The sequence below is a fragment of the Streptomyces sp. NPDC047974 genome (assembly GCF_040653375.1).
GTDB lineage: Bacteria > Actinomycetota > Actinomycetes > Streptomycetales > Streptomycetaceae > Streptomyces.
This window is the reverse complement of sequence record NZ_JBEZNU010000002.1, coordinates 510,965-530,090: the sequence shown is the minus strand read 5'-3', so window position 1 is coordinate 530,090 and position 19,126 is coordinate 510,965. Positions and strand designations below refer to the sequence as shown.

The window sequence follows — 19,126 nt, the reverse complement described above, 5'->3', positions numbered from 1 at the left end:
GGCCTCACGCCTCCGTGAGGAACCGCTCGCGCAGCCGCTCGCGGGTCTCCGGCGCCAGCTCCAGGCCGTCCGCGAGGTAGGCGTCCACGGAGCCCCAGGTGGCGTCGATGGCCTCGAAGGCCGCCCGCAGGTACTCCACCCGCGCGTCGAAGAGCGGGCTCAGCAGCTCCATCACCTCGGGCGCCATCGCGTCCCGGGCGGTGGGGCTGCGGCGCACCTTGTAGCGGCGGTGCGGGGCGCCGGACTTCACGTAGTCCGCCTCGATGGCCTCGCGCTCCACGCCGAGGGCGAGCAGGGTGATCGCGATCGAGAGCCCGGCGCGGTCCTTGCCGGCCGCGCAGTGCATCAGGGCCGGGACGGCCTCCTCGGCGAGGGCGTGCAGGATGCGGCTGTGCTCGGCGGTCCGCTCCACGATCATCCGGCGGTACGCGGAGGTCATCCGGTCCGCCGCCTTTCCGTCGCCGAGCAGGTCCCGCAGCGTGTCGAGGTCGCCCTCGCGGACCATCCGCCAGAACTCCTTGCCGTCGGCCGGGTCGCTCAGGGGTATGTTCACGTTCCGCACGCCCGGGAGCTCCACGTCCGGACCCTCCACCTTGGCGTCGGCCTCGTTGCGGAAGTCGAAGATCGTGTGCAGGCCGAGGCCGGAGAGGAAGGCCGCGTCGGACTCGGTGGCGTCGGCGAGGTGACCGCTGCGGAAGAGGGTGCCGGGCCGGACCGCGCGTCCGTCGGTGGTCGGCAGGCCGGCCACGTCCCGGAAGTTGCGGACCGCCGCGAGCTCGGGCTCGCCGGGTTCGAGGGTCTTGACCTGCGGCAGCTGCTGCGTCACGGATGCTCCTGGTGGTAGGCGTTCACGGGGCCCGTACGAGATCGGTTCCCCCCGCAATCATCCCGTCGAGCGCGGCGCGGCGCACCCCCCTGGACGGTAATGGGCGATCTGTCCGTATTGGAAGGTCTTGGGGTAACGCGCCCCGGTTGAGGGGGAGATGGAATTCGGCGCGTGAGCAGGGTCATAGAGGTGACGGATCGTGGCCGACCGCCCGGTCCAACCCCCCTCCCCGAAAAGGGAATCGAGGGACCGTCATCCACGGAGGGTGACCGGAATTCCAGGCCCGAAGATCGTCCCGGAATGCCCGTCGAATTCCGTGGCTTGTTCGCGCCGACCCGGCTCGTCTAGCGTCGCCGTCAATCCGGTCGGACCGCCGAATCCTGCCACCGTCCGGAATTCACACCCGTCCACGCTGGCAGGAGCGGGGGACCCAAGGAAGTACGCCGGTCCCGCGACGCAGGACGGCTAGGGGTGAAGCCGCGTGAGAAACGCGGCCGGACATCTCCAGTCCGAACCCGACAGCTCACCTCGCAGGCGCCGGAGAGGAATTCGCCATGCCCGCGAAGGGTAAGCACCGCCGCCAGAAGTCCACCCTGATCACCCGTGGCCTCGTCGCCGCCGGCACCGGTGGCGCCGTCGTCGCGCTGCCGCTGATCGGCGCCACCGGCGCCCACGCCGCCGAGCAGGCCGCCCCGGCCGCCGTCTCCGGCACCGTGATCGCCGCCGCGCAGGTCCAGGCCAAAGCCGCCCCGGCCGCCAAGGCCGCCGCCCCGACCACGTACTCCGTCGTCGCCGGCGACTACCTGTCCAAGATCGCCGCCGACCACGACGTCGCCGGCGGCTGGAAGCGGCTCTACGCCGACAACCGCCAGGTCGTCGGCGAGAACCCCTCGCTGATCCTCCCGGGCATGAAGCTCACCCTCGGCGCCAAGAACCCCGCCAAGGCCGCCGCCCCGAAGCCCGCCGCCCCGGCCGCCGCGCCGAAGGCCGCCCCGAAGGCCGCCGTCAAGGCCGCCCCGAAGGCCACGGCGAAGGCCACCGAGCAGACCCGCGCCTCCCGCTCCGCCGAGCGCGCCGCGGCCCCGGCCGCCGCCGCCCCGGCCGCGTCCGGCTGGGTCGCCCCGGTCTCCGGCGGCGTCTCCACGCCGTACCGCGCCTCCGGCTCCATGTGGTCCTCCGGCTACCACACCGGTGCCGACTTCATCGCCTCCTCCGGCACCACCGTCCGCGCCGTCGGCGCCGGCACGGTCGTCTCCGCCGGCTGGAGCGGCGCCTACGGCAACGAGGTCGTCATCCAGCACGCCGACGGCAACTACTCGCAGTACGCCCACCTCTCCTCCCTGGCCGTCTCCGCCGGCCAGTCGGTGAGCGGCGGCCAGCAGATCGGTCTCTCCGGCTCCACCGGCAACTCGACCGGCCCGCACCTGCACTTCGAGATCCGCACCTCGCCGAGCTACGGCGCGGACATCGACCCGCTGGCCTACCTGCGCCAGCACGGGGTCTCCATCTGACCCGTCCGGACCAACGGACACGGCGAAGGCCCGGCACCCGCGTGCCGGGCCTTCGCCCTATTCCGGGCTTGGCAAATTCTTTATCGGTGGCATATATCACCCGCCGTCAACCCCTCCTTACGGTCGCGTAGGTCACATCCGGAAAGGAAGGATGTGCTGTCGTGGCAGACGATTCGAGAGCAACAGAAGAGAACGTGTTCGGGGCGGTCGGGGGATTCGGGTCGTACGCGGCGATCGGTGACAGCTTCACCGAGGGCGTCGGAGACCCGGGGCCGGACGGGACCTATGTCGGCTGGGCGGACCGCTTCGCGGTGCTCCTCGCCGACCAGCTGCCGGACCACCAGGAATTCCGCTACGCGAACCTCGCGGTCCGCGGCCGCCTCCTCGACCAGATCGTGGCCGAGCAGGTCCCCCGGGCCAAGGAGCTCGCCCCCGACCTGGTCACCTTCTGCGCGGGCGGCAACGACATCATCCGCCCCGGCACCGACCCCGACGACGTCGCCGAGCGGTTCGAGCGGGCGGTGCGGGACCTCACCTCCGCCGTCGGCACCGTCATGGTGACCACCGGCTTCGACACCCGTGACGTACCGGTGCTCAAGCACCTGCGCGGCAAGATCGCCACGTACACGGCCCACGTCCGCGCCATCGCCGACCGCTACGACTGCCCGGTCCTCGACCTGTGGTCGCTGAAGTCGGTCCAGGACCGGCGGGCCTGGGACGACGACCGGCTGCACCTCTCGCCCGAGGGCCACACCCGGGTCGCGCTGCGCGCCGCCCAGGTCCTCGGCCTGCCGGTGCCCGCCGACCCGGACCAGGCGTGGCCGCCGCTGCCCGCCCGCGGGCCGCTGGAGGTCCGCCGGGACGACATCCACTGGGCGCGCGAGTACCTGGTGCCGTGGATCGGGCGGCGGCTGCGCGGCGAGAGCTCCGGCGACCACGTCGAGGCCAAGCGCCCCGACCTCATGCCCCTGTAGCTCCCGGCGCCCGCCGGCCGGCGGGGATCCGCTCCAGGACCCCGCCGGCGAAGACGTCGTACAGCGGCAGCGACTCCAGGTGGACGTAGCCGATGTGGCAGTCGCACACGGCGAGGGGGCAGGCGCGGGGCCGCAGCGCGGCACGGTACGAGCCGTCGTACAGATTGCCCAGCTCCGCCTTGACGAAGTGGCAGCGGCGCACCGTCCCCGCGCCGTCCACCGACACCACCGACTCGCCGGTCCGGCAGGGCAGCCCCGCGGAGCGGTGCGGGTGCCGGCTGTAGCCGAAGAGCGGGTCGATGCCCGTCCACGCCGCCGCCTCCGCGTCGGTGTACGTGCGCCCCTCGGCGGCGTTCACCCACAGATAGACGTGGTCCGGCAGCGCCGCCCGCAGCCGCAGCGCCTCCGCGTGGTGCTCGGGCAGCCCCACCACGCCCACGCTGAAGCGGACCCCCCGGGCCGCCAGGTCCAGGGCCTTGCCGAGGAAGCGGTCGTACGGCGTCTGGCCGGGGTGGTACGTGCACCACAGCGCCAGCGTGTCCGGGTCGGCGTCGTCCAGCCAGGAGGTCCGGCAGCTCAGATTGGTCTGGATCGCCACCCGCTCCACGTGCGGCAGCCGCGACAGCTCCACCATCGCCCGCCGGTACCAGGAGCGGACGAGGCCCTCGCCCCACGGCGTGAAGAGGATCCGCAGCCGGTCCCCGTCCTGCCCGGCCGCCCACCCGGTGAACCGCTCCAGGGCCGCCCGGTCCGCCCGCAGCGTCTCCGGCGAGTCCCGGCGCTTGGCGAAGGGACAGTACGGGCAGTCGTAGTCGCAGGAGGCGAGCGGCCCCCGGTACAGCAGCGTCAGGTCCACGGCCGGCCCTACTTCGGCTCGTACGCGGCCATCGCGGCCCGTACGGCGGGGGAGAACAGCTCCGGGCCGAGCCCGTCCGAGTGCGCGAGCCCCTCCGGCGACAGCCTGAGCAGCCCCGCCGGCGCCGCACCGTCCAGCCAGCCGTACGCCGCGAACCGGTCGAGCTCCGCGCCGAAGTCCTCGTGCGCCGAGGTCCCGAACCGCTGCTCGTACCCGGCCAGCTCCATGCCCTCCGCCTGCAGCAGCGACTGCAGGAGGTGGCGGCGGCGGGCCTCCGCCCCGTCCACCCGGCGGCCCACCACGGCCCGGGAGAAGTCCCGGGTCTCCGTGTAGGCGTCGATGATCGAGCGGATCTCCCGCATGTCGACCGCGTAGTCGAAGGAGTAGTGCAGCGCGGCGGTGTACGAGCGGGCGCCGCACCCCAGGCCGATCATGCCGTCCGTCTGGCAGGCGTGGTCGTCGGGGCCCGCCGGGGCCGCGCCCGCCCGCCGGAACATCCGCATCGACACCTGCTCGTACCCCTCCGCGAGGAGGTGGTCCCTGCCCTGCCGGTAGAGCCGCAGCCGCCGCGCGTCCCACTCCGCGTCCGACTCGGCGGGGCCGGTCCGGCCCAGGCCGGTGAGCGGGCGCACGTACAGCGGGTACAGGTACAGCTCCTCGGGCCGCCAGGCCAGCGCCGCGTCCAGCGAGTACCGCCAGGACTCCGCGGTCTGCCCGTCGATGCCGTAGATGAGGTCGATGTTGAGCACCGGCACGCCGGCGTCCCGGATCCGGCCGAGCGCCGCCTCCACGTCCGCCCGCCGCTGGGGCCGGACCGCGGCCCGCGCCTCGGCGTCCACGAAGCTCTGCACCCCGATGCTCAGCCGGGTCGCGCCCCGCCCGGCGAGCACCGCAAGGCGGTCGGCGGTCGCGGTCGCCGGGGACGTCTCCACGGAGAGCGGCGCCGCCCGCAGGTCCGCGCCCATGCGGTGCTCGGCGATGTCGCAGAGCCGCTCCAGCTCGGCGGCGGTCAGGAAGGTGGGGGTGCCGCCGCCGAAGGCCGCCGCCGCGAACCGCACCGGCGCCGCGTCGCCCAGCGCCTCCCGGACGGCGACGGCCTGCCGGTCGAGCGCGTCGAGGTAGCGGGTGGTCAGCTCGTCCGGGGCGCCGATCCGGGTGAAGAGGTTGCAGAAACCGCAGCGGACCTCGCAGAACGGCACGTGCGCGTAGAGCGACAGGGCGTCCTTCGGCTCGTCCGCCCAGAGCGCCGCCAGCTCCGGCCGCTCGGGCAGCGGACGGTACGCCGTCTTGTGCGGGTAGGCGTAGACGTACGAGCGGTACGGGCGGGGGAGCGGGGTGCCGGTCACGCGGCGGCCCCCTCGGCCGGGCCGTCCAGCGTGAACTGCGCGTACGGCACCGTCCACACGACCTCGTGGCCCAGCCGGTGGCCCGTGTAGCCGTCGTCGCCGTACGCCGTGCCGTGGTCCGAGCAGACGATCGCGAAGCAGCGGCGGCGGCTGCTCATCGCCGCGAAGAGGCGCCCGACGTGCCGGTCGACGTACTCCAGCGCCGCCGCGTGGGTGGCCCGGGTGTCACCCGCCTCGCGGGTGGCGCCCGGCAGGTGGAACCAGTTCGGCTGGTGCAGCGCCGAGACGTTCACGAAGAGGAAGAGCCGGCGGTCGGCCGGCAGCGCGGCCACCACCTCCTCGGCCCGGGCCACCTGCGCCTCGAAGGAGGTCGGCGAGGCCACGCCGAAGGACGGCTCCCAGTGGCTCTCCTCGAAGAGGCCGGGCAGGACCGAGCCGAGCGGCGGCTGCCCGTTGAAGAAGCCGACGCCGCCGACGCACACCGTCCGGTAGCCCTCGGCGGCGAGCGCCGTGACCAGGTCGGGAGCGTCGTACACATAGGTGCCGCCGGCGGTGGTCTCGCTGCCCGCGAACCGGGCCGCGAAGAGCCTCGGATGCGGTCCGGGCGCGGCCGGAGTCGGCAGGAAGCCCGCGAAGATCGCCTGGTGGGAGGCGTAGGTGAAGCTGCCGGGCGCGTGCCGGCGCTCCCAGCGGCCGCCCGGGAGGTGCCGGGCGAGGTTCGGTATCCGGCCGGCGGCGGCCAGCTCGGCGGCCACGTCGTACCGGAGGGTGTCGAGGGTGACCAGGAGCAGGTCGTGGCTGCCGACGACCGCGTTCATGTCGGGCTGGTTCACGGGGCGGTGCTCGTTCCTGTGGTGCGGGGGTCGGTGGTGTCCGCGGGCGGGCGTACGGAGGGGGGCGCGGGCGGGTGTCCCAGCAGGTCGGCGACCTGGGCGCCGTAGGTGTCCAGGCCCTCGGCGCCGCTGCCCGCCAGGCCGGTGAGGCCGGGCAGCAGGTCCCCGAAGGCGTTGACCTCGCCGACCGCGAAGCGGCGCCAGCCGGCCCCCGGCAGCAGATCCACCCCGACGCACCGGGTGCCCGGGAAGGCCGCCGCCGCGCCCTCGCAGACGGCCACCGCGTCCTCCCAGCGGCCGCCGGCGGCGGTGATCGCCGTCCGCGCGGCGGCGAGGTCGCCGCGGGCGCCGCCGAGGTGCAGATTGGTCAGCGGCGAACGGCTGGTGCGGACCACCGCGTGGGTGGCGCGCCCGCCGGTCACCACCACCCGCAGGTCGGCCGCCCGGCCGCCCTGGACCGCCTTCGGCAGCCAGCGCTCCACGTGCAGCCCGTCGGGGGCGAGCGCGTCGACCAGCGCGCCGACCTCCCGCGCGCCCGTGTAGCGGCGTACCCGCAGCGAGTTGAAGAGCCGTCCGGCACCGTCCCGCTCGACCGAGGTGGCGGCCTGCACCCGCCCCGAGCCGGCCGTCTCCACGGCCAGCACCCCGGAGGCGGAGGAGCCGTGCGCGGGCTTGACGAAGACCCGACGCAGCCCGGCTCCGGCCATCAGCGCCACCAGGTCGTCCCAGCCCCGCACCGGCGCGCCGCCGGGACCGGAGGTCGGCGAGGCCGGCACGGGCACCCCGGCGGCGGCGAGCCGGCCGTGGGTGAGCCGCTTGTCGAAGAGGACGGCCGTCTCCGCCGGGTCGTCGACCAGCACCGCGCCGGCGCGGCCCGCCTCGGCGGCGAGCCCGGCGAGGGCCGCGGTGAACCGCTCGTACCAGAGCCGGCTCCCCTCCACCCGGGCCGGATCGTCCGCGCCGCGCAGCAGCAGGTCGACCTCCGGCACCTCCCCGGGCGAGTCGATCCGGACGGTCTCGCCCGCCGCGAAGCGGACCCCGCCGCGCAGGACGTCCGTCCACGGCACGGCCCGCGCCCCGGGCAGTCCGGCGGCGCGCAGCGCGTCCTGGAAGAACGCGACGCGACGCCCCGCCGGGTCGCCGACGACCACGAGGCGCGGGCCCGCGGTCATTCGGCGATGGCGACGTAGCGCCAGACGTCCCCGTCGCCGTCGTCCTCCGGGGTCTGCGCGTCGTCCAGGACGACCCGCACGCCGTGCGGGGCGAGCGCGGCGGTGAGCCGCTCGCCCATCGCCTCCGAGAGGTAGTGGTGCTCCAGGTCCAGCTCCGTCAGATGGGTCAGCGGCTGGCCGTCGAGCAGCGCGGCCGCGCCCTCGTCGGTGAGCACGCCCATGCTGAGGTCGAGCCGGTCGAGGCGGGCGACGACCGGGGCGCTCGCCACGGCCGCGGCCACCCGGTCCTCGATCACGCTGTTGCACAGGCCGAGGCTGCGCAGGGCCGGGAAGGCCTCGCCGGAGAGCAGCGGCGCCAGGTCGCCGGGCGAGGAGTCACCGCCGTACTCGTCGGTCCCGAGCCACAGTTCGAGCCGCTCCAGGGCCGGCAGGTCGCTGCCCGCGATGCCGCGCACGACCTCGGCGCCGAGCCCGCCGGTCTCCACGACCAGGGTCCGCAGGCCGGTGTGGCGCACCGGCGGGAAGACGAGCCCGGTGCCGCCGCGCACGCCGAGCTCCCGCAGCGCCGGGTAGGCGGCGAGCAGGGGCGTCACGTCGGACTGCACGATCCAGGAGATCTCGCAGTCCTCCATGGTCATGTCGCCGAGGAAGACCGCCTCCAGGGCGGTCAGCCGGTCGTTGGCGCCGATGAGGGCGGTGACGATCGCCGCCGAGGAGGCCTCGTACGCGTCCTCCCAGCCGCCCACGACGATCGCGCGGACCCGCGCGGTGTCGACGGTCTTCAGGAAGCGGTCGAAGACGGCGTCCCAGCTCTCCTCGTCGTCGTCGTTGTAGGTCGGGCTGGACAGCCGCCAGGCGACGGCCGCCGGGTCGGGCAGCGCGACGTCCGAGTCGGCGTCCGGGAGGTCGAGGACGGGGAGGCCGTGGAACTCCTCCAGGTAGGCCCCAATGGTCATGACGGTGCTCCAGACGACGGACGGCGGTACGGGCGTGACGCCAAGAAGTTGTACCAAGGCGCACCGACAGGAGGGGTGGGGGGTCGGCCCGACGGGCCGGACCGGGGCGTTGTCAGTGGCGGCCCCTAGCGTCGTTCCCGTGTTCGGGCAGCGGGTTCCGGACGGGAAGGGGAGAGCCATGTACCGGCAGGGGGACGTGCTGATCGTGCCCGTCGACGAGCGGGCCGTGCCCGCCCGGGCGAAGGACGCGCGGAGCGAGCCGAGGGACGGCCGGGGGCGGCTCGTGCTCGCCTTCGGCGAGGTCACCGGACACGCCCACGCGATCCCGGGCCCCGGCCGGCTGGTGCGGGAGCCGGGGCCGTACGGCCCCTTCCTGCTCGAACTGCCCGAGGGCGGACGGCTGGTGCACGAGGAGCACGCGCCGATCGTGCTGCCGAGAGGCTGGTACCGGGTGGTGCGGCAGCGGGAGTACGTGCCGGGCGCGTACCGGATCGTGGCGGACTGAGAGCGGACTGAGAGCGGACCGAGACGGGACCGGACGGTGCCGGACGGTGCCGGAGGAACGGACGGTCACGGGGGACAGAGGGACGGTCATGGGAACAGAGGGACGGTCATGGGGGACAGGACGATGAACGAGGGCGACGTGTACGAGAAGTGGCGGGCCGTCGCGGCCGCCACCGGGCCGGCCGACCGGACCGCCGCGGAGGCCGGGGTCCGGCTCGCCTACGCCTTCGCGGGGCTGCCCGCGCCGGAGCGGGTGGTGTGGGCCGAGTCGCCGCTCGCCGGCGTCGAGCTGGTCGCGGGCCTCGCGGACCGGGGGCGGTCGGTGCGGGAGGAGGTGCGGACCCTGCCCTGGGCGGAGGAGCGCCGCCGTCTCCACGACGCGCTCGGCCCCGCCGGGTGGACGGCGCACTGGCAGGCGACCGGAGCCCGGCTGTGGGACCCGGCGCGGGCGCTCGCCGAGCGGATCAGGACCGGGATCCTGGACGTGCTCGGCGACCGGGAGGAGCCCGGCGCGCTCACCGAGCTCGCGGGCCGTGAGCTGCTGTACGACGCGGTGCTCGGCCAGCAGGACGCCGCCTGGCTCGCCGCCTTCGACGGGCGCGGCACCCGGCTCGCCGGACTCGCCGCGGTCGCCGAGCAGGCCGGCTGGTGGTGGCCGTACGAGAGGGTCGCCGTCGTCTGCGAACGCCCCGTCGAGCTGCACCGGGACGAGGCCGGGCGGCTCGACCGGGGCGACGGCCCGGCGCTCGCCCACCGGGACGGCTTCGCCCTCCACGCCTGGCGCGGCATGCCCGTCACGGCCGACTTCCTGGCGGGGCTCGCGAACCTCGCCCCGGAGCGGATCCGTGACGAGGAGAACGCCGAACTGCGGCGCGTGATGCTGGAGTTCTACGGATACGAGCGCTACCTCGACGCCTCGGGGGCCCGCCCCGAGGGCCGCGACGAGGCGGGGGTGCTGTGGCGGATCGAGCTCGGCGACGACGAGGACGTGGTGATGGTCGAGGTGGTCAACTCGACGCCCGAGCCGGACGGGAGCCACCGCACGTACTGGCTCCGCGTGCCGCCCGGCACCCGGACCGCCCGCGAGGGCGTCGCCTGGACCTTCGGCCTGGGCACGGAGGCGTACGAGCCGCTCGTGCAGACCTGAGCGGGGGCGGGGAGCGCCGGCCCGCTCGCACGGAGAGCCGCTCGGAGGGAAATCCGCTGGTACGGAGGTGTGAAGAGCGGCGGCGGTCAGGAGTGGCGCCCGGGAGGGGGCGGCCCCGGGTGCTGGGATGTGCCCGCCGGAGCCCCCGGCACCCGACCGTCGAAGGGACCGCCCGTGCCGCACCGCCCCGCGCCCACCCTCCCGAACCGCGGCGCCCGCGCCCGCGCCGCCCGTCGGCTCGCCGCCGGCGCGGGCACCGCCGTCCTGGGAGCGCTGCTCCTGGGCGCCGCGGCCCCCGCGCTCGCCGCCGCTCCGGAGCACACCGCCCCGCGGGCGACCACCGTCCGGGCCGAGGCGCCGGCGACCGTCACCGTCACGGGCAGCGGCAGCGCCACCGCCGCCCCCGACCTGGCGATCCTCTCGGTGGGCGTGGAGGTCGCCAAGCCGACGGCGAAGGAGGCGATGGCGGCGCAGAACACGGCGGCGAAGGCGCTGCTCGCCGTGTTGCGCGAGGAGGGCGTCGAAGACCGGGACATCCGCACGGACAGCCTCTCCCTCAACCCCGTCTACACCCAGACGACCGGGGGCGAGTCCAAGGTGACCGGCTACCAGGCGAGCCAGAGCTTCTCCGTGAAGGTCCGGGACATCGACCGGGCCGGCCAGGTCATCGGCGCCGTCAACGGCGCCACCGGGGACGCCGGACGGGTCAACGGCGTCGTCTTCGACGTGGCCGACCCGAAGGAGCTGCGCGCCAAGGCCCGCGAGGCCGCGTACCGGGACGCGTACGAGAAGGCCTCCCAGCACGCCAAACTGAGCGGCCACCGCCTGGGCCGACTGGTCTCCCTCAGCGAGGGCGACTCGCTCCGGCCCGGCCAGGGCACGCTCCCGTCCCTCCCGGCCGACGAGCAGAACGTCCCGCTCGCCCCCGGCGAGATCGAGGAGCAGGTGACGGTCTCGGCGGTCTACGAACTCCTGTGACGCCCGGCTTCCGGCGCGGGGGCCGGGCGCGCGCCGGTACGCGGGCCCCGAGTGCGAGCCCCTGGCGCGGGCACCGGGCGCGAGCCCCGTACGCGGTCACCGAGGGCGAGCCCCGTACGCGGGCCCTGTACGCGGTCACCGGGCGCGAGCCCGTACGCGGGCCCTGTACGCGGGCCCTGTACGCGGGCACCGAGGGCGGGCCCGCGCCGCCCGGCCGTCGGCCCGTGCCCCGGGGCGGTGCCGCCGGGCGCCGCTCAGCTCCCCGGTGCCGGGAGGCCCAGCTCGCGGTCGAGGGCCGTGTCGGCCCAGCGGAGCATCGCCGCGCGGGAGAGGCCGCCGGTGTAGACCGTCGTCTGGACGGCGAGGCCGTCCAGGTAGGCGGTGAGCCGCCAGGCGGCGCCCGCCGGATCCGGGCAGGGGAACTCGCCGGCGGCGACCCCCTCCTCGATCACGGCGGTCAGGGCGCGCTTCCACTCCTGGTCGAGCGAGGCGGCGACCCGGCGCAGCTCGGGGTCGCGCAGGCCGGCCGCCCACGCCTCGATCCACAGCCGCCACCCCTTGGCCTGGCCCCTCGGGGCGTACCAGCGGATGGCGGCGCGCAGCCGCCGCACCGCCGTCGAGCGGCGCCCGAGGAGCCGGCGCAGCTCGGCGAGGTCGCTCTCGGCGGCGTGCGCGAAGGCCTCCGCGACCAGCTGCTCCTTGGTGGAGAAGTGATAGAGCACGAGCGCGTTGCTGACACCGAGGGCCGCGGCCACATCGGCGATGCGGACGGCGGTGGTGCCCCGGGCCTCGATCTGTTCCACGGCGGCCCGCAGCAGCTCCTCGCGCCGCTCGGCCACGCTCAACCGCACTCTCGCCACGCCGAGCAGCCTACACAGCACATGACAGCGTCATGATCATCGTCGCCGGCCGTTCCGCCACCCGGTCGCCCGCCCGTCCGCCTCCGCGTCCGCCCATAATGGAACGACCCCCAGAGTTCAGGAGGACTTGTGACCGGTACCGGCTCCGACCGTTCGCTGCGGGCCCGGCTGCGCGCCCTGCGGCCCGAGTCCTTCGGCGCCGAGCCCACGGGGGAGCGGCTGGCCCGCATCCGCCGCTCGCCCCACTTCGCCGACGGCGTCTTCCGGAATCCCGAGGAGGCCCGCCGGGGCCCCTCCGGCTCCACCGCCGACCTGATGAAGGTCTACTTCGAGCGGGAGGCGCGCGCCCGCCGGGCCCCGTCCGGGGTGATCCCCGTCCACCCGACGGCCGTGGCCGACCTGGCCCGCCCCGCCGCGAGCGACCTGCGGATCACCTGGCTGGGCCACTCCAGCGTGCTCGCCGAGATCGACGGCGTCCGGATCCTCTTCGACCCGGTCTGGGGAGAGCGCTGCTCTCCCTTCTCCTTCGTCGGCCCCAAGCGGCTCCACCCGGCGCCCGCGCCGCTCGCCGCGCTCGGCCCGGTCGACGTCGTCGTGATCTCCCACGACCACTACGACCACCTCGACCTGCCGACGATCAAGGCGCTGGCCTCCACCGACACCCTCTTCGCCGTCCCGCTGGGCGTCGGCGCCCACCTGGAGCACTGGGGCGTCCCCGCCTCGCGCCTGCGCGAGCTGGACTGGCACGAGTCCACCGAGGTCGGCGACGTCACCCTCACCGCCACCCCGGCCCGCCACTTCTGCGGCCGCGCCATCCGCAACCAGCAGCACACCCTCTGGGCCTCCTGGTCCGTCCGCGGGCCCCGCCACCGGATCTTCCACAGCGGCGACACCGGCTACTTCCAGGGCTTCCAGGAGATCGGCGCCGCCCACGGCCCCTTCGACGTCACCATGATCCAGATCGGCGCCTACTCCGAGTTCTGGCCCAAGAACCACACGGACTATACGCCGATGCCTGGGGCGTGGCCAGACATTCACATGACGCCCGCGCAGGGGGTCCAGGCCCATCTTGACCTGCAGGGAGGCGCTCCGGCCGGTGTGATGCTGCCGATCCACTGGGCCACCTTCAACCTGGCTCCGCACCCGTGGGCGGAGCCGGGGGAGTGGACGAAGGACGCGGCGGAGGAGGCGGGGCAGGCGGTGGCGTTCCCCCGTCCCGGTGAGCCGTTCGAGCCGGCGGGCAAGCTGCCCGCGGATACCTGGTGGCGCGGGGTGTCTCGGCCGATCGCCCGTCCGTGGCGCCGACCGAAGCCGGCGCAGATTCCTGCCGAGGCGTCCGAGCGGGATCTCGACCTGGCTGGTGACCGGTGACGTCGGGCGAGGAGGAGCTGGGCAGGCTCGTGGCCCTGCTGACCCGTCTCTCGGCCGACGAGCGTGATCGTGCGCTGCGTGCTCTGGATGGTCCGTCCCGGAGAAAGCCTTCCGCGAGTATCCAGCAGTTCGTGCCCTTGCCCTCCCGGGCAGCCTCGTCCGCGGTTGTCGTCCGAACATGCATCGTAAGTTCGTGAGCATGAACCCGGAGGGGCCTCGCCGGTTTGGCGGCGAGGCTCCCTTTTCGTCCTGTATCGGGTTACTCGGGTGCAGCTGAAGCGTTGAGGCTCTTCGTTGCTGATGCTTCCGGTGAGGGTGACGGCAGTGATGGTGGTCATGTGGTTGGTCACTGCGGAGGACGCGAGTGCGGAGGCTGCTGGGTATACGGGACGGTCGCCCCGTGCTCAGAGAAGGGCCCGTGTTGCGCGGCTGGTCCGTGCGGAGTGCGACTACGACCCCGCAAGTTCACCGACGGAGTCCCCGCTGCCCCACGAGGTACGGCTTCCCTAGCAGCCCAAGAAGCGACGGCTGGTGTGCGGGCGGTGCCGCAACGACGACGCGGACGATAGGGGGCGTCCGGCCGCGCTCGCCACGCGTCCTCGTGACCGGTGCCGCCACGGGGCTGAGGGCGTGAGCCAAGTCACCGCTTCGGCTACGTATCTGGCGTGAAGGCTGTCCCGTCGTACCGGTGTGTACAGCCATTCACCCTGCAAGGAGCCGTGAAGCGATGCCTCAGCCCTCTCTGTCCCCCGACCCCGGCCGACTGCCGCAGCCTCTGCTGGCGGTGGCGCAGGCCGCACGCCGCGAGTTCCTCGTCGTGCTGGAGCCGCTGCGCGGCGAGTTGTTCCGCTACTGCCGGCGCCTGACCGGCAGCGTGTGGGACGCCGAGGACCTGGCCCAGGAGGCACTCGCCCGGGCATTCACGCGGGCGGCACAGACCCATCAGCCGGTCGAGCGCCCCATGGCGTGGCTGGTGCGGATCGCAACCAACGCCTACCTCGACCAGGTGCGCCGCCCGGCTCCGCTGCTCGTGAAGCCGGTGGAGCGGGCCGCCCCTGCCGCCGCCGATCCCGCCGAGGTGCGCGATGCGCTCGCGGAGATGGCCACCCTGCTGGCGCCGCAGGAGCGTGCCGCCGTCGTCCTCAAGGACGTGTTCGACCTGCCGCTGAAGGAGATCGCCGCCATGCTGAGCACCACCGAGGGGGCGGTCAAGGCCGCACTGCACCGTGGCCGAGGGCGTCTGGCCGATCCGGAGCGGGAAGCTGCGCTCGCCCGTCGTACGGCTCCCGACCGCGAGACCCTCGACGCCCTTGCCGCGGCATTCACCGCGTATGACCTAGACGGGCTGACCGAGCTCTTCGTCCAGGACGCGGTCAGCGACGTGATCGGCGTCGCCCATGAGGTCGGACGGGCGCAGATCGCCGCTGGCTCGCTGCACCACACCCTGGTTGTGGAGTCCTCCGTCCGGTGGCGTGCCGAAGTCCGGGAGCTCGACGGCGAACCGCTGGTCCTGATGTGGGCCACCCCGGCCGACGGCAGTGGCCCCGAGGCGGTCGAGGACGTCCTGCGCGCCGAGATCGTCGACGGCGGGATCACGCGCCTGCGCTGGTACTACTTCTGCCCGGGCGTCCTCGCCGAGGTCGGCGACCGGCTGGACGTGCCCGTCCGACCCCACGGCCACCTCGTGTGACGAGTGTGGGCACCGTTCTTGCCTTGCCGCAGATAACAGGGGCGCTTCCACCGCGCGTCTGCGGCCCTGCGGCGGCGCACGCTGCCGAGCAGAACTGCGGCGGCACCTTTGGGCCCGTGCCGATCTGGAGCGCCGCACCGCAGGCACAGCGCCCGCTGGCGAGCTTCTGGATGCGGCGGTGTGCCGCTCGGGCCACCCGTTCCAGCCGGAAGTTCTCGGTGTCCATCGCGTAGTGCACATGAACGGCCTGCTCGCCGCAGTACACGACGTCGACCATCTCGGGCTCGTCGTAGGCCGCTTCGATCAGAGCCGTCTTGACCGGAAAGCAGGCGCCCTGGGCGACGGCGGCCGCGATCAGTCGGTCGCCCTCCTTTCCCAGCGGCACGGCGGCGGGGTCACCGGCACTGAACTCCTCACGCTGGCTGTGCCCCCACGCCCGGGCCATCTCGACGAGCTCGTCCTCAGGACGCTCGGCGAGGTGCCGGTGGACACAGTAGGGGATCGAGTGAGCCGAGACCGGCCCGGAGTCGCAGCCCGGGACGCGGCACCGCTCGGTGGCGTAGTCGTCCTGCGTGAGGACCATCTCGAAGCGGCGGCCGCAGCACGCCACGATCAGGGAGTGGAAGCCGTTACGGGACTCCAGCTCCAGCTCGGTGGACCTGCTGGCGGGCGCTAGCAAGCCGAGGAGCAGCATGACGGTCGAGTACGGCACCGGCTCGACCAGCGGGGTGAAGTCGAACATCTCCGGTGCCTGTTCGGGGTCGACGACCGAGTGCTGGCCGGTCCAGTCGGGCGAGGGCCCGCACGCGGTGAGCAACTTCCCCAGGGTGAACGGCCCGGGCTGGCCTTCGGCCGGGGTGGTCTTGCGGAGCTCGGCGGTGTACTTGCCCCCGGTATCGCGCTGGGCTTGCCGGGCACACTGGGCGGCGGTGTTCTGGTGACGCGGCATCGGTCTTCTCCGGACTCGAAGGGCATGCCCACGCTGCCCGTCGACGCAGAGGAACGGCGTCGGGGCGACGCGGGCCCCGAAGGGACTTGGCCGATTGCGGGAGACGGCGTGGGCGTCGTCCTGCGGCGGGTGGCGGTGCGCGTCCAGCAGAAGGCACCGTAGCGCAACGGCCGGAGGTCACGCTGTGAGCCGCTCCATCTGGTCGTGGCAACCGATCGACCGCGACTCCTCAGCGGCCTGACCATCGACGGGCTCGGCCTGATGCGCCCTCCAGGCACGGAGTTGATCTGGCTCCTGGGCGTGGTCGGAGGCCGCATTGGCCTTGCAGGCCGGCACGAGTAATGAGCATCGGGACGCCGGACGGCAGTGCCCCATGGGGAGGAGCCGGACGAAGTCGGAAATCAGACAGCGGGCGTCCGCGTTGCCGCGTAACGTGCATCCATGTTCACGTACGAGCCGCCGGTTCCGGCGGACCAGCTCCGGAAACTTCCCACTCGGGATGCCGCGCTTCTCCTGCTACAGAACCTTGCCAAAGGCGGCGGCGATCTTCAGTACGCCGGGCTGATAGGCGGTGCCCGCATGGCCTTCCAGGAGGAGAGGGACGTCGACCTGCTGACAAACCGGCTGTCCGACGCGTGGAGCTGGCTGGAGGCCCACGCGCTGTTGTCCCGAGTACCGCGCCAGTCCGAGAACTTCCGGCGGCTCTCCCGTGACGGCCGGGAGCTGGCGGCGGACCCGAAGGGCCTGGCCCGGTTCGAAGCCCGCACCCGGCTCGCCGGTCCGCTCCATCCGGACCTGGAGAAGACGGTGCGCACCAACTTCGACCTCGGGGACTACGAGACCGCGTGCTTCGCCGCCATGAAGGCCGTCGAAGTCGCCGTCCGCGACGCCTCTGGGCTCGACAACTCCCTCGTCGGCGTCGCGCTGATGCGCAAGGCGTTCCAACCGCACCAGAACGGCAAGCCCGGCGGCCCGCTGGCCGACGCCGGCGCAGAGGGCGGCGAGCAGGAGGCCGAGTCCGCGCTGTTCGCCGGCGCCATGGGCCGCTACAAGAACCCCTCCAGCCACCGCACCGTCGACTTCGCCGACCCGATCGAGGCGGCCCAAATCATCCAGTTCGCCGACCTGCTGTTGCGCCAGGTCGACCGGGCCCGGGCCAGGAACAGCTAACGAGGAGCACTGGAGCCCGCATCGTCCAACCAGCCCGGAGACATGTGGTGACCTGGTGGCTTCCTGCAGTCGTGATTATGGGGTCGGCAGGCGGCGGGCGAGGTCGGGGGCGAGTTGCCCGGCTGCTTGGCCGAGTCCGAGGGCGAGGTCTCGCCGACGGGGGATGCGGCGAGACCTCGCCCTCTCATGTTACGTCGTACATGCCCCGCAGACCTCTTGTCCTGACGGTTTGTTCGCTATGCACACAAACGGGAGATGACTGGTTTGACCTCAGGGTTCGTGGGGGCCGGGGGTGCCACCTGCTCTGATGGGAGCTGCGCGCATCACACAGCCGCGCTGCCGAGTAGCTGGCCGCCCTCTGCTCCGCCTGGGCCTCGAAGTGCTGACTGCCGTGCCCGTGGAAACGACAGTCGGCGCGTTCATCCCTGACCCCCGGGGCCAGCACTGATCGTCTGGACGTGTGCGGCTGTATCAGGCGAAGGCGAAGGGGGTGAGTTTAGCCTCTGCGATGCGCTCACGCGTGAAGAGTGGTGCGACCAGTACCCAATCCTCCTTCGGGGGCGCACCGAATGATGGGTGAAAGGGACTGAACGTCCGGACGCGATCCGGCCTCGTGCCGGTGAAATCTCCCCGGAAGGGGATGCATCGCGATGACAGTCAAGCGCTCCACCCGTCTGACCGCCCTCATGGCCCTGCCCGCGGCCCTCACCCTCGCCGTGGCAGCCCCGGCACTGGCCCATGACACCAACCACGCAGGTCAGCAGACGCAGCACGGCCGGAGCTACAAGGTCGACCTGCGGCAGCTGAACGATTCGGGCGCCCGTGGCACCGCCCAGCTCACCCTGCAGGGCCGCCAGCTCACGGTGAAGATCAACGCCCAGGGTCTGGTCCCCGGCCAGCCCCACGCGCAGCACATCCACGGCTCCACCACCGGGCACGACTTCACCTGCCCCGACGCCAGCGCCGACAAGAACGGCGACGGCATCGTCACCACCGCCGAGGGACTGCCCGCCTACGGGGACATCAACATCTCGCTGACCACCAAGGGCGACACGACCAAGGCCAGCGGACTGGCCGTCGACCGGATGCCGGTCGCGGACAAGAACGGCAACCTGTCCTACTCGCGGACGATCGCCGTCTCCCAGGCCGTCGCCGACAACATCACCCGCCTGCACGTCGTTCAGCACGGCATCGACCCCAATGGCAACGGGATGTACGACTTCGGCAAGGGCAAGAGCGAACTCGACCCCAAGCTGCCCCAGGAAGCCACCGCCCCCGCCACCTGCGGCACCATCGAAGGCCACTCCGGAGCCTCCATGGGCAAGAACTACTAGCCCTCCGGCAAGAAGGTGACGCCAACGGGCACAGCCGTAAGGGCTGTGGCCGTTCCGCCCGAACGACGGCCTCGGTGGCTACTCGACGCCGAGGCCGTCACCATCCTCAGCTGAAGACCTCGACCGCTTCCGGTTTGCGCGCCGCCTCGGTTGTTCGAGGAGCCCCGTTCGGAGAATCCGGCCTCTGTGTCCGTCGGACGTCTCGCCAGCGCACCCAGGAGAATCCCATGCTTGTTCGTCTCCGCTCCCGCCCACCACACATGGTCCTGACGATCGCGGCGCTGTGCATGCTCATCGTCCTCGTCGGCTGCTCCTCCTCCGGCGGGCCCGCGTCCACCTCCCCGTCGCCCTCGGCACCGTCCTCCGCATCGGTCAGCGAAGAGCGCATCGTCATCAAGGACTTCCGTTTCGAGCCGGTCGACCTGGCTGTCGCACCCGGAGCCAGGGTGTCCGTGGTGAACGAGGACTCCGCTTCCCACACCGTGACGGCCAAGGCCGCCGATGCCTTCGATACCGGCACCGTCAAAGGCGGTGAGACAGCCACGTTCACCGCACCGCCCGCTGCCGGCACGTACCGCTACGTCTGCAGCATCCATCCGTCCATGACCGGCACCCTCACCGTCCGCTGACCCGCGCAGGCCGCGCGGCG

At 73.3% G+C, this 19,126-nt stretch carries 17 protein-coding genes, 1 pseudogene and 1 riboswitch; of the genes and pseudogenes, 10 read left to right on the top strand and 8 right to left on the bottom strand.

Annotated elements, in window-relative coordinates:
• Window positions 1-4 precede the first annotated feature (4 nt).
• On the bottom strand, window positions 5-826 hold the full coding sequence (locus AB0E19_RS05435) for a tyrosine-protein phosphatase (RefSeq protein ID WP_362173606.1): 822 nt from the start codon (window positions 824-826) through the stop codon (window positions 5-7).
• Window positions 827-1,220: 394 nt separating this feature from the next.
• A riboswitch (cyclic di-AMP (ydaO/yuaA leader) is annotated at window positions 1,221-1,376 on the top strand.
• Between the two features lie 4 nt (window positions 1,377-1,380).
• Here AB0E19_RS05435 and AB0E19_RS05430 point away from each other — a divergent pair.
• Both AB0E19_RS05430 and AB0E19_RS05425 read left to right on the top strand, forming a co-directional pair.
• Window positions 1,381-2,337, top strand: a complete 957-nt coding sequence (locus AB0E19_RS05430) for a LysM peptidoglycan-binding domain-containing M23 family metallopeptidase (protein WP_362173603.1) — start codon at window positions 1,381-1,383, stop codon at window positions 2,335-2,337.
• Between the two features lie 161 nt (window positions 2,338-2,498).
• Window positions 2,499-3,311 carry an SGNH/GDSL hydrolase family protein gene (locus AB0E19_RS05425; protein WP_360609386.1) on the top strand — a complete coding sequence of 271 codons (813 nt, stop codon included), beginning with the start codon at window positions 2,499-2,501 and terminating at the stop codon, window positions 3,309-3,311.
• On the opposite strand, the gene AB0E19_RS05420 is transcribed toward AB0E19_RS05425, so the two are convergent.
• From AB0E19_RS05420 to AB0E19_RS05400, 5 genes are read right to left on the bottom strand one after another with little or no spacing between them, the layout of a single operon-like run.
• Complete coding sequence (locus tag AB0E19_RS05420) at window positions 3,298-4,167, bottom strand: STM4011 family radical SAM protein (protein ID WP_362173599.1); 870 nt, start codon at window positions 4,165-4,167, stop codon at window positions 3,298-3,300. The genes AB0E19_RS05425 and AB0E19_RS05420 overlap by 14 nt on opposite strands.
• An 8-nt stretch (window positions 4,168-4,175) precedes the next feature.
• Window positions 4,176-5,513 (bottom strand): STM4012 family radical SAM protein, encoded by a 1,338-nt coding sequence (locus AB0E19_RS05415; RefSeq protein WP_362173596.1) that lies wholly within the window; start codon window positions 5,511-5,513, stop codon window positions 4,176-4,178.
• Window positions 5,510-6,331, bottom strand: coding sequence for an STM4013/SEN3800 family hydrolase (locus tag AB0E19_RS05410; RefSeq protein ID WP_362173812.1), 822 nt, complete (start codon window positions 6,329-6,331; stop codon window positions 5,510-5,512). Before AB0E19_RS05410 ends, AB0E19_RS05415 begins: the two co-directional genes overlap by 4 nt.
• 11 nt (window positions 6,332-6,342) lie before the next feature.
• Window positions 6,343-7,518 carry an STM4014 family protein gene (locus tag AB0E19_RS05405; RefSeq protein WP_362173593.1) on the bottom strand — a complete coding sequence of 392 codons (1,176 nt, stop codon included), beginning with the start codon at window positions 7,516-7,518 and terminating at the stop codon, window positions 6,343-6,345.
• Window positions 7,515-8,474, bottom strand: a complete 960-nt coding sequence (locus tag AB0E19_RS05400; RefSeq protein WP_362173590.1) for an STM4015 family protein — start codon at window positions 8,472-8,474, stop codon at window positions 7,515-7,517. Before AB0E19_RS05400 ends, AB0E19_RS05405 begins: the two co-directional genes overlap by 4 nt.
• Before the next feature lie 178 nt (window positions 8,475-8,652).
• On the opposite strand from AB0E19_RS05400, the gene AB0E19_RS05395 reads away from it, so the two are divergent.
• The 3 genes from AB0E19_RS05395 to AB0E19_RS05385 all read left to right on the top strand — a co-directional run bounded on the left by AB0E19_RS05395 (window position 8,653) and on the right by AB0E19_RS05385 (window position 11,103).
• Complete coding sequence (locus tag AB0E19_RS05395; protein ID WP_362173587.1) at window positions 8,653-8,979, top strand: hypothetical protein; 327 nt, start codon at window positions 8,653-8,655, stop codon at window positions 8,977-8,979.
• Window positions 8,980-9,087: 108 nt separating this feature from the next.
• Complete coding sequence (locus tag AB0E19_RS05390; protein ID WP_362173584.1) at window positions 9,088-10,125, top strand: DUF6745 domain-containing protein; 1,038 nt, start codon at window positions 9,088-9,090, stop codon at window positions 10,123-10,125.
• Between the two features lie 174 nt (window positions 10,126-10,299).
• Window positions 10,300-11,103, top strand: a complete 804-nt coding sequence (locus AB0E19_RS05385; RefSeq protein ID WP_362173581.1) for an SIMPL domain-containing protein — start codon at window positions 10,300-10,302, stop codon at window positions 11,101-11,103.
• 254 nt (window positions 11,104-11,357) lie between these two features.
• On the opposite strand, the gene AB0E19_RS05380 is transcribed toward AB0E19_RS05385, so the two are convergent.
• Window positions 11,358-11,963 (bottom strand): TetR family transcriptional regulator C-terminal domain-containing protein, encoded by a 606-nt coding sequence (locus AB0E19_RS05380; RefSeq protein ID WP_362173578.1) that lies wholly within the window; start codon window positions 11,961-11,963, stop codon window positions 11,358-11,360.
• 129 nt (window positions 11,964-12,092) lie between these two features.
• On the opposite strand from AB0E19_RS05380, the gene AB0E19_RS05375 reads away from it, so the two are divergent.
• Window positions 12,093-13,334 (top strand): MBL fold metallo-hydrolase, encoded by a 1,242-nt coding sequence (locus tag AB0E19_RS05375; RefSeq protein ID WP_362173576.1) that lies wholly within the window; start codon window positions 12,093-12,095, stop codon window positions 13,332-13,334.
• A gap of 727 nt (window positions 13,335-14,061) precedes the next feature.
• Complete coding sequence (locus AB0E19_RS05370) at window positions 14,062-15,024, top strand: sigma-70 family RNA polymerase sigma factor (protein WP_362173573.1); 963 nt, start codon at window positions 14,062-14,064, stop codon at window positions 15,022-15,024.
• On the opposite strand, the gene AB0E19_RS05365 is transcribed toward AB0E19_RS05370, so the two are convergent.
• Window positions 14,927-15,973, bottom strand: coding sequence for a hypothetical protein (locus tag AB0E19_RS05365; RefSeq protein ID WP_362173570.1), 1,047 nt, complete (start codon window positions 15,971-15,973; stop codon window positions 14,927-14,929). The genes AB0E19_RS05370 and AB0E19_RS05365 overlap by 98 nt on opposite strands.
• 579 nt (window positions 15,974-16,552) lie before the next feature.
• Between AB0E19_RS05365 and AB0E19_RS05360 the strand changes: the two genes are divergently transcribed.
• The 3 genes and pseudogenes from AB0E19_RS05360 (at window position 16,553) to AB0E19_RS05350 (ending at window position 19,106) form a co-directional block, all read left to right on the top strand.
• Window positions 16,553-17,143, top strand: a complete 591-nt coding sequence (locus AB0E19_RS05360) for a TIGR02391 family protein (protein WP_242484344.1) — start codon at window positions 16,553-16,555, stop codon at window positions 17,141-17,143.
• A gap of 650 nt (window positions 17,144-17,793) precedes the next feature.
• Window positions 17,794-18,462, top strand: a pseudogene (locus AB0E19_RS05355) (hypothetical protein); the annotation flags it as partial.
• A 275-nt stretch (window positions 18,463-18,737) separates the two neighbouring features.
• Entirely contained in the window at window positions 18,738-19,106 is a 369-nt protein-coding gene (locus AB0E19_RS05350) for a cupredoxin domain-containing protein (RefSeq protein ID WP_362173566.1), read from the top strand.
• The last annotated feature ends 20 nt before the right edge of the window (window positions 19,107-19,126 follow it).

Coding starts and splice junctions, on each gene's coding strand:
- AB0E19_RS05365 (WP_362173570.1), bottom strand. CDS start 15,973: ATGCCGCGTCACCAGAACACCGCCGCCCAGTGTGCCCGGCAAGCCCAG.
- AB0E19_RS05395 (WP_362173587.1), top strand. CDS start 8,653: ATGTACCGGCAGGGGGACGTGCTGATCGTGCCCGTCGACGAGCGGGCC.
- AB0E19_RS05370 (WP_362173573.1), top strand. CDS start 14,062: ATGCCTCAGCCCTCTCTGTCCCCCGACCCCGGCCGACTGCCGCAGCCT.
- AB0E19_RS05430 (WP_362173603.1), top strand. CDS start 1,381: ATGCCCGCGAAGGGTAAGCACCGCCGCCAGAAGTCCACCCTGATCACC.
- AB0E19_RS05350 (WP_362173566.1), top strand. CDS start 18,738: ATGGTCCTGACGATCGCGGCGCTGTGCATGCTCATCGTCCTCGTCGGC.
- AB0E19_RS05360 (WP_242484344.1), top strand. CDS start 16,553: ATGGCCTTCCAGGAGGAGAGGGACGTCGACCTGCTGACAAACCGGCTG.
- AB0E19_RS05410 (WP_362173812.1), bottom strand. CDS start 6,331: ATGAACGCGGTCGTCGGCAGCCACGACCTGCTCCTGGTCACCCTCGAC.
- AB0E19_RS05400 (WP_362173590.1), bottom strand. CDS start 8,474: ATGACCATTGGGGCCTACCTGGAGGAGTTCCACGGCCTCCCCGTCCTC.
- AB0E19_RS05390 (WP_362173584.1), top strand. CDS start 9,088: ATGGGGGACAGGACGATGAACGAGGGCGACGTGTACGAGAAGTGGCGG.
- AB0E19_RS05405 (WP_362173593.1), bottom strand. CDS start 7,518: ATGACCGCGGGCCCGCGCCTCGTGGTCGTCGGCGACCCGGCGGGGCGT.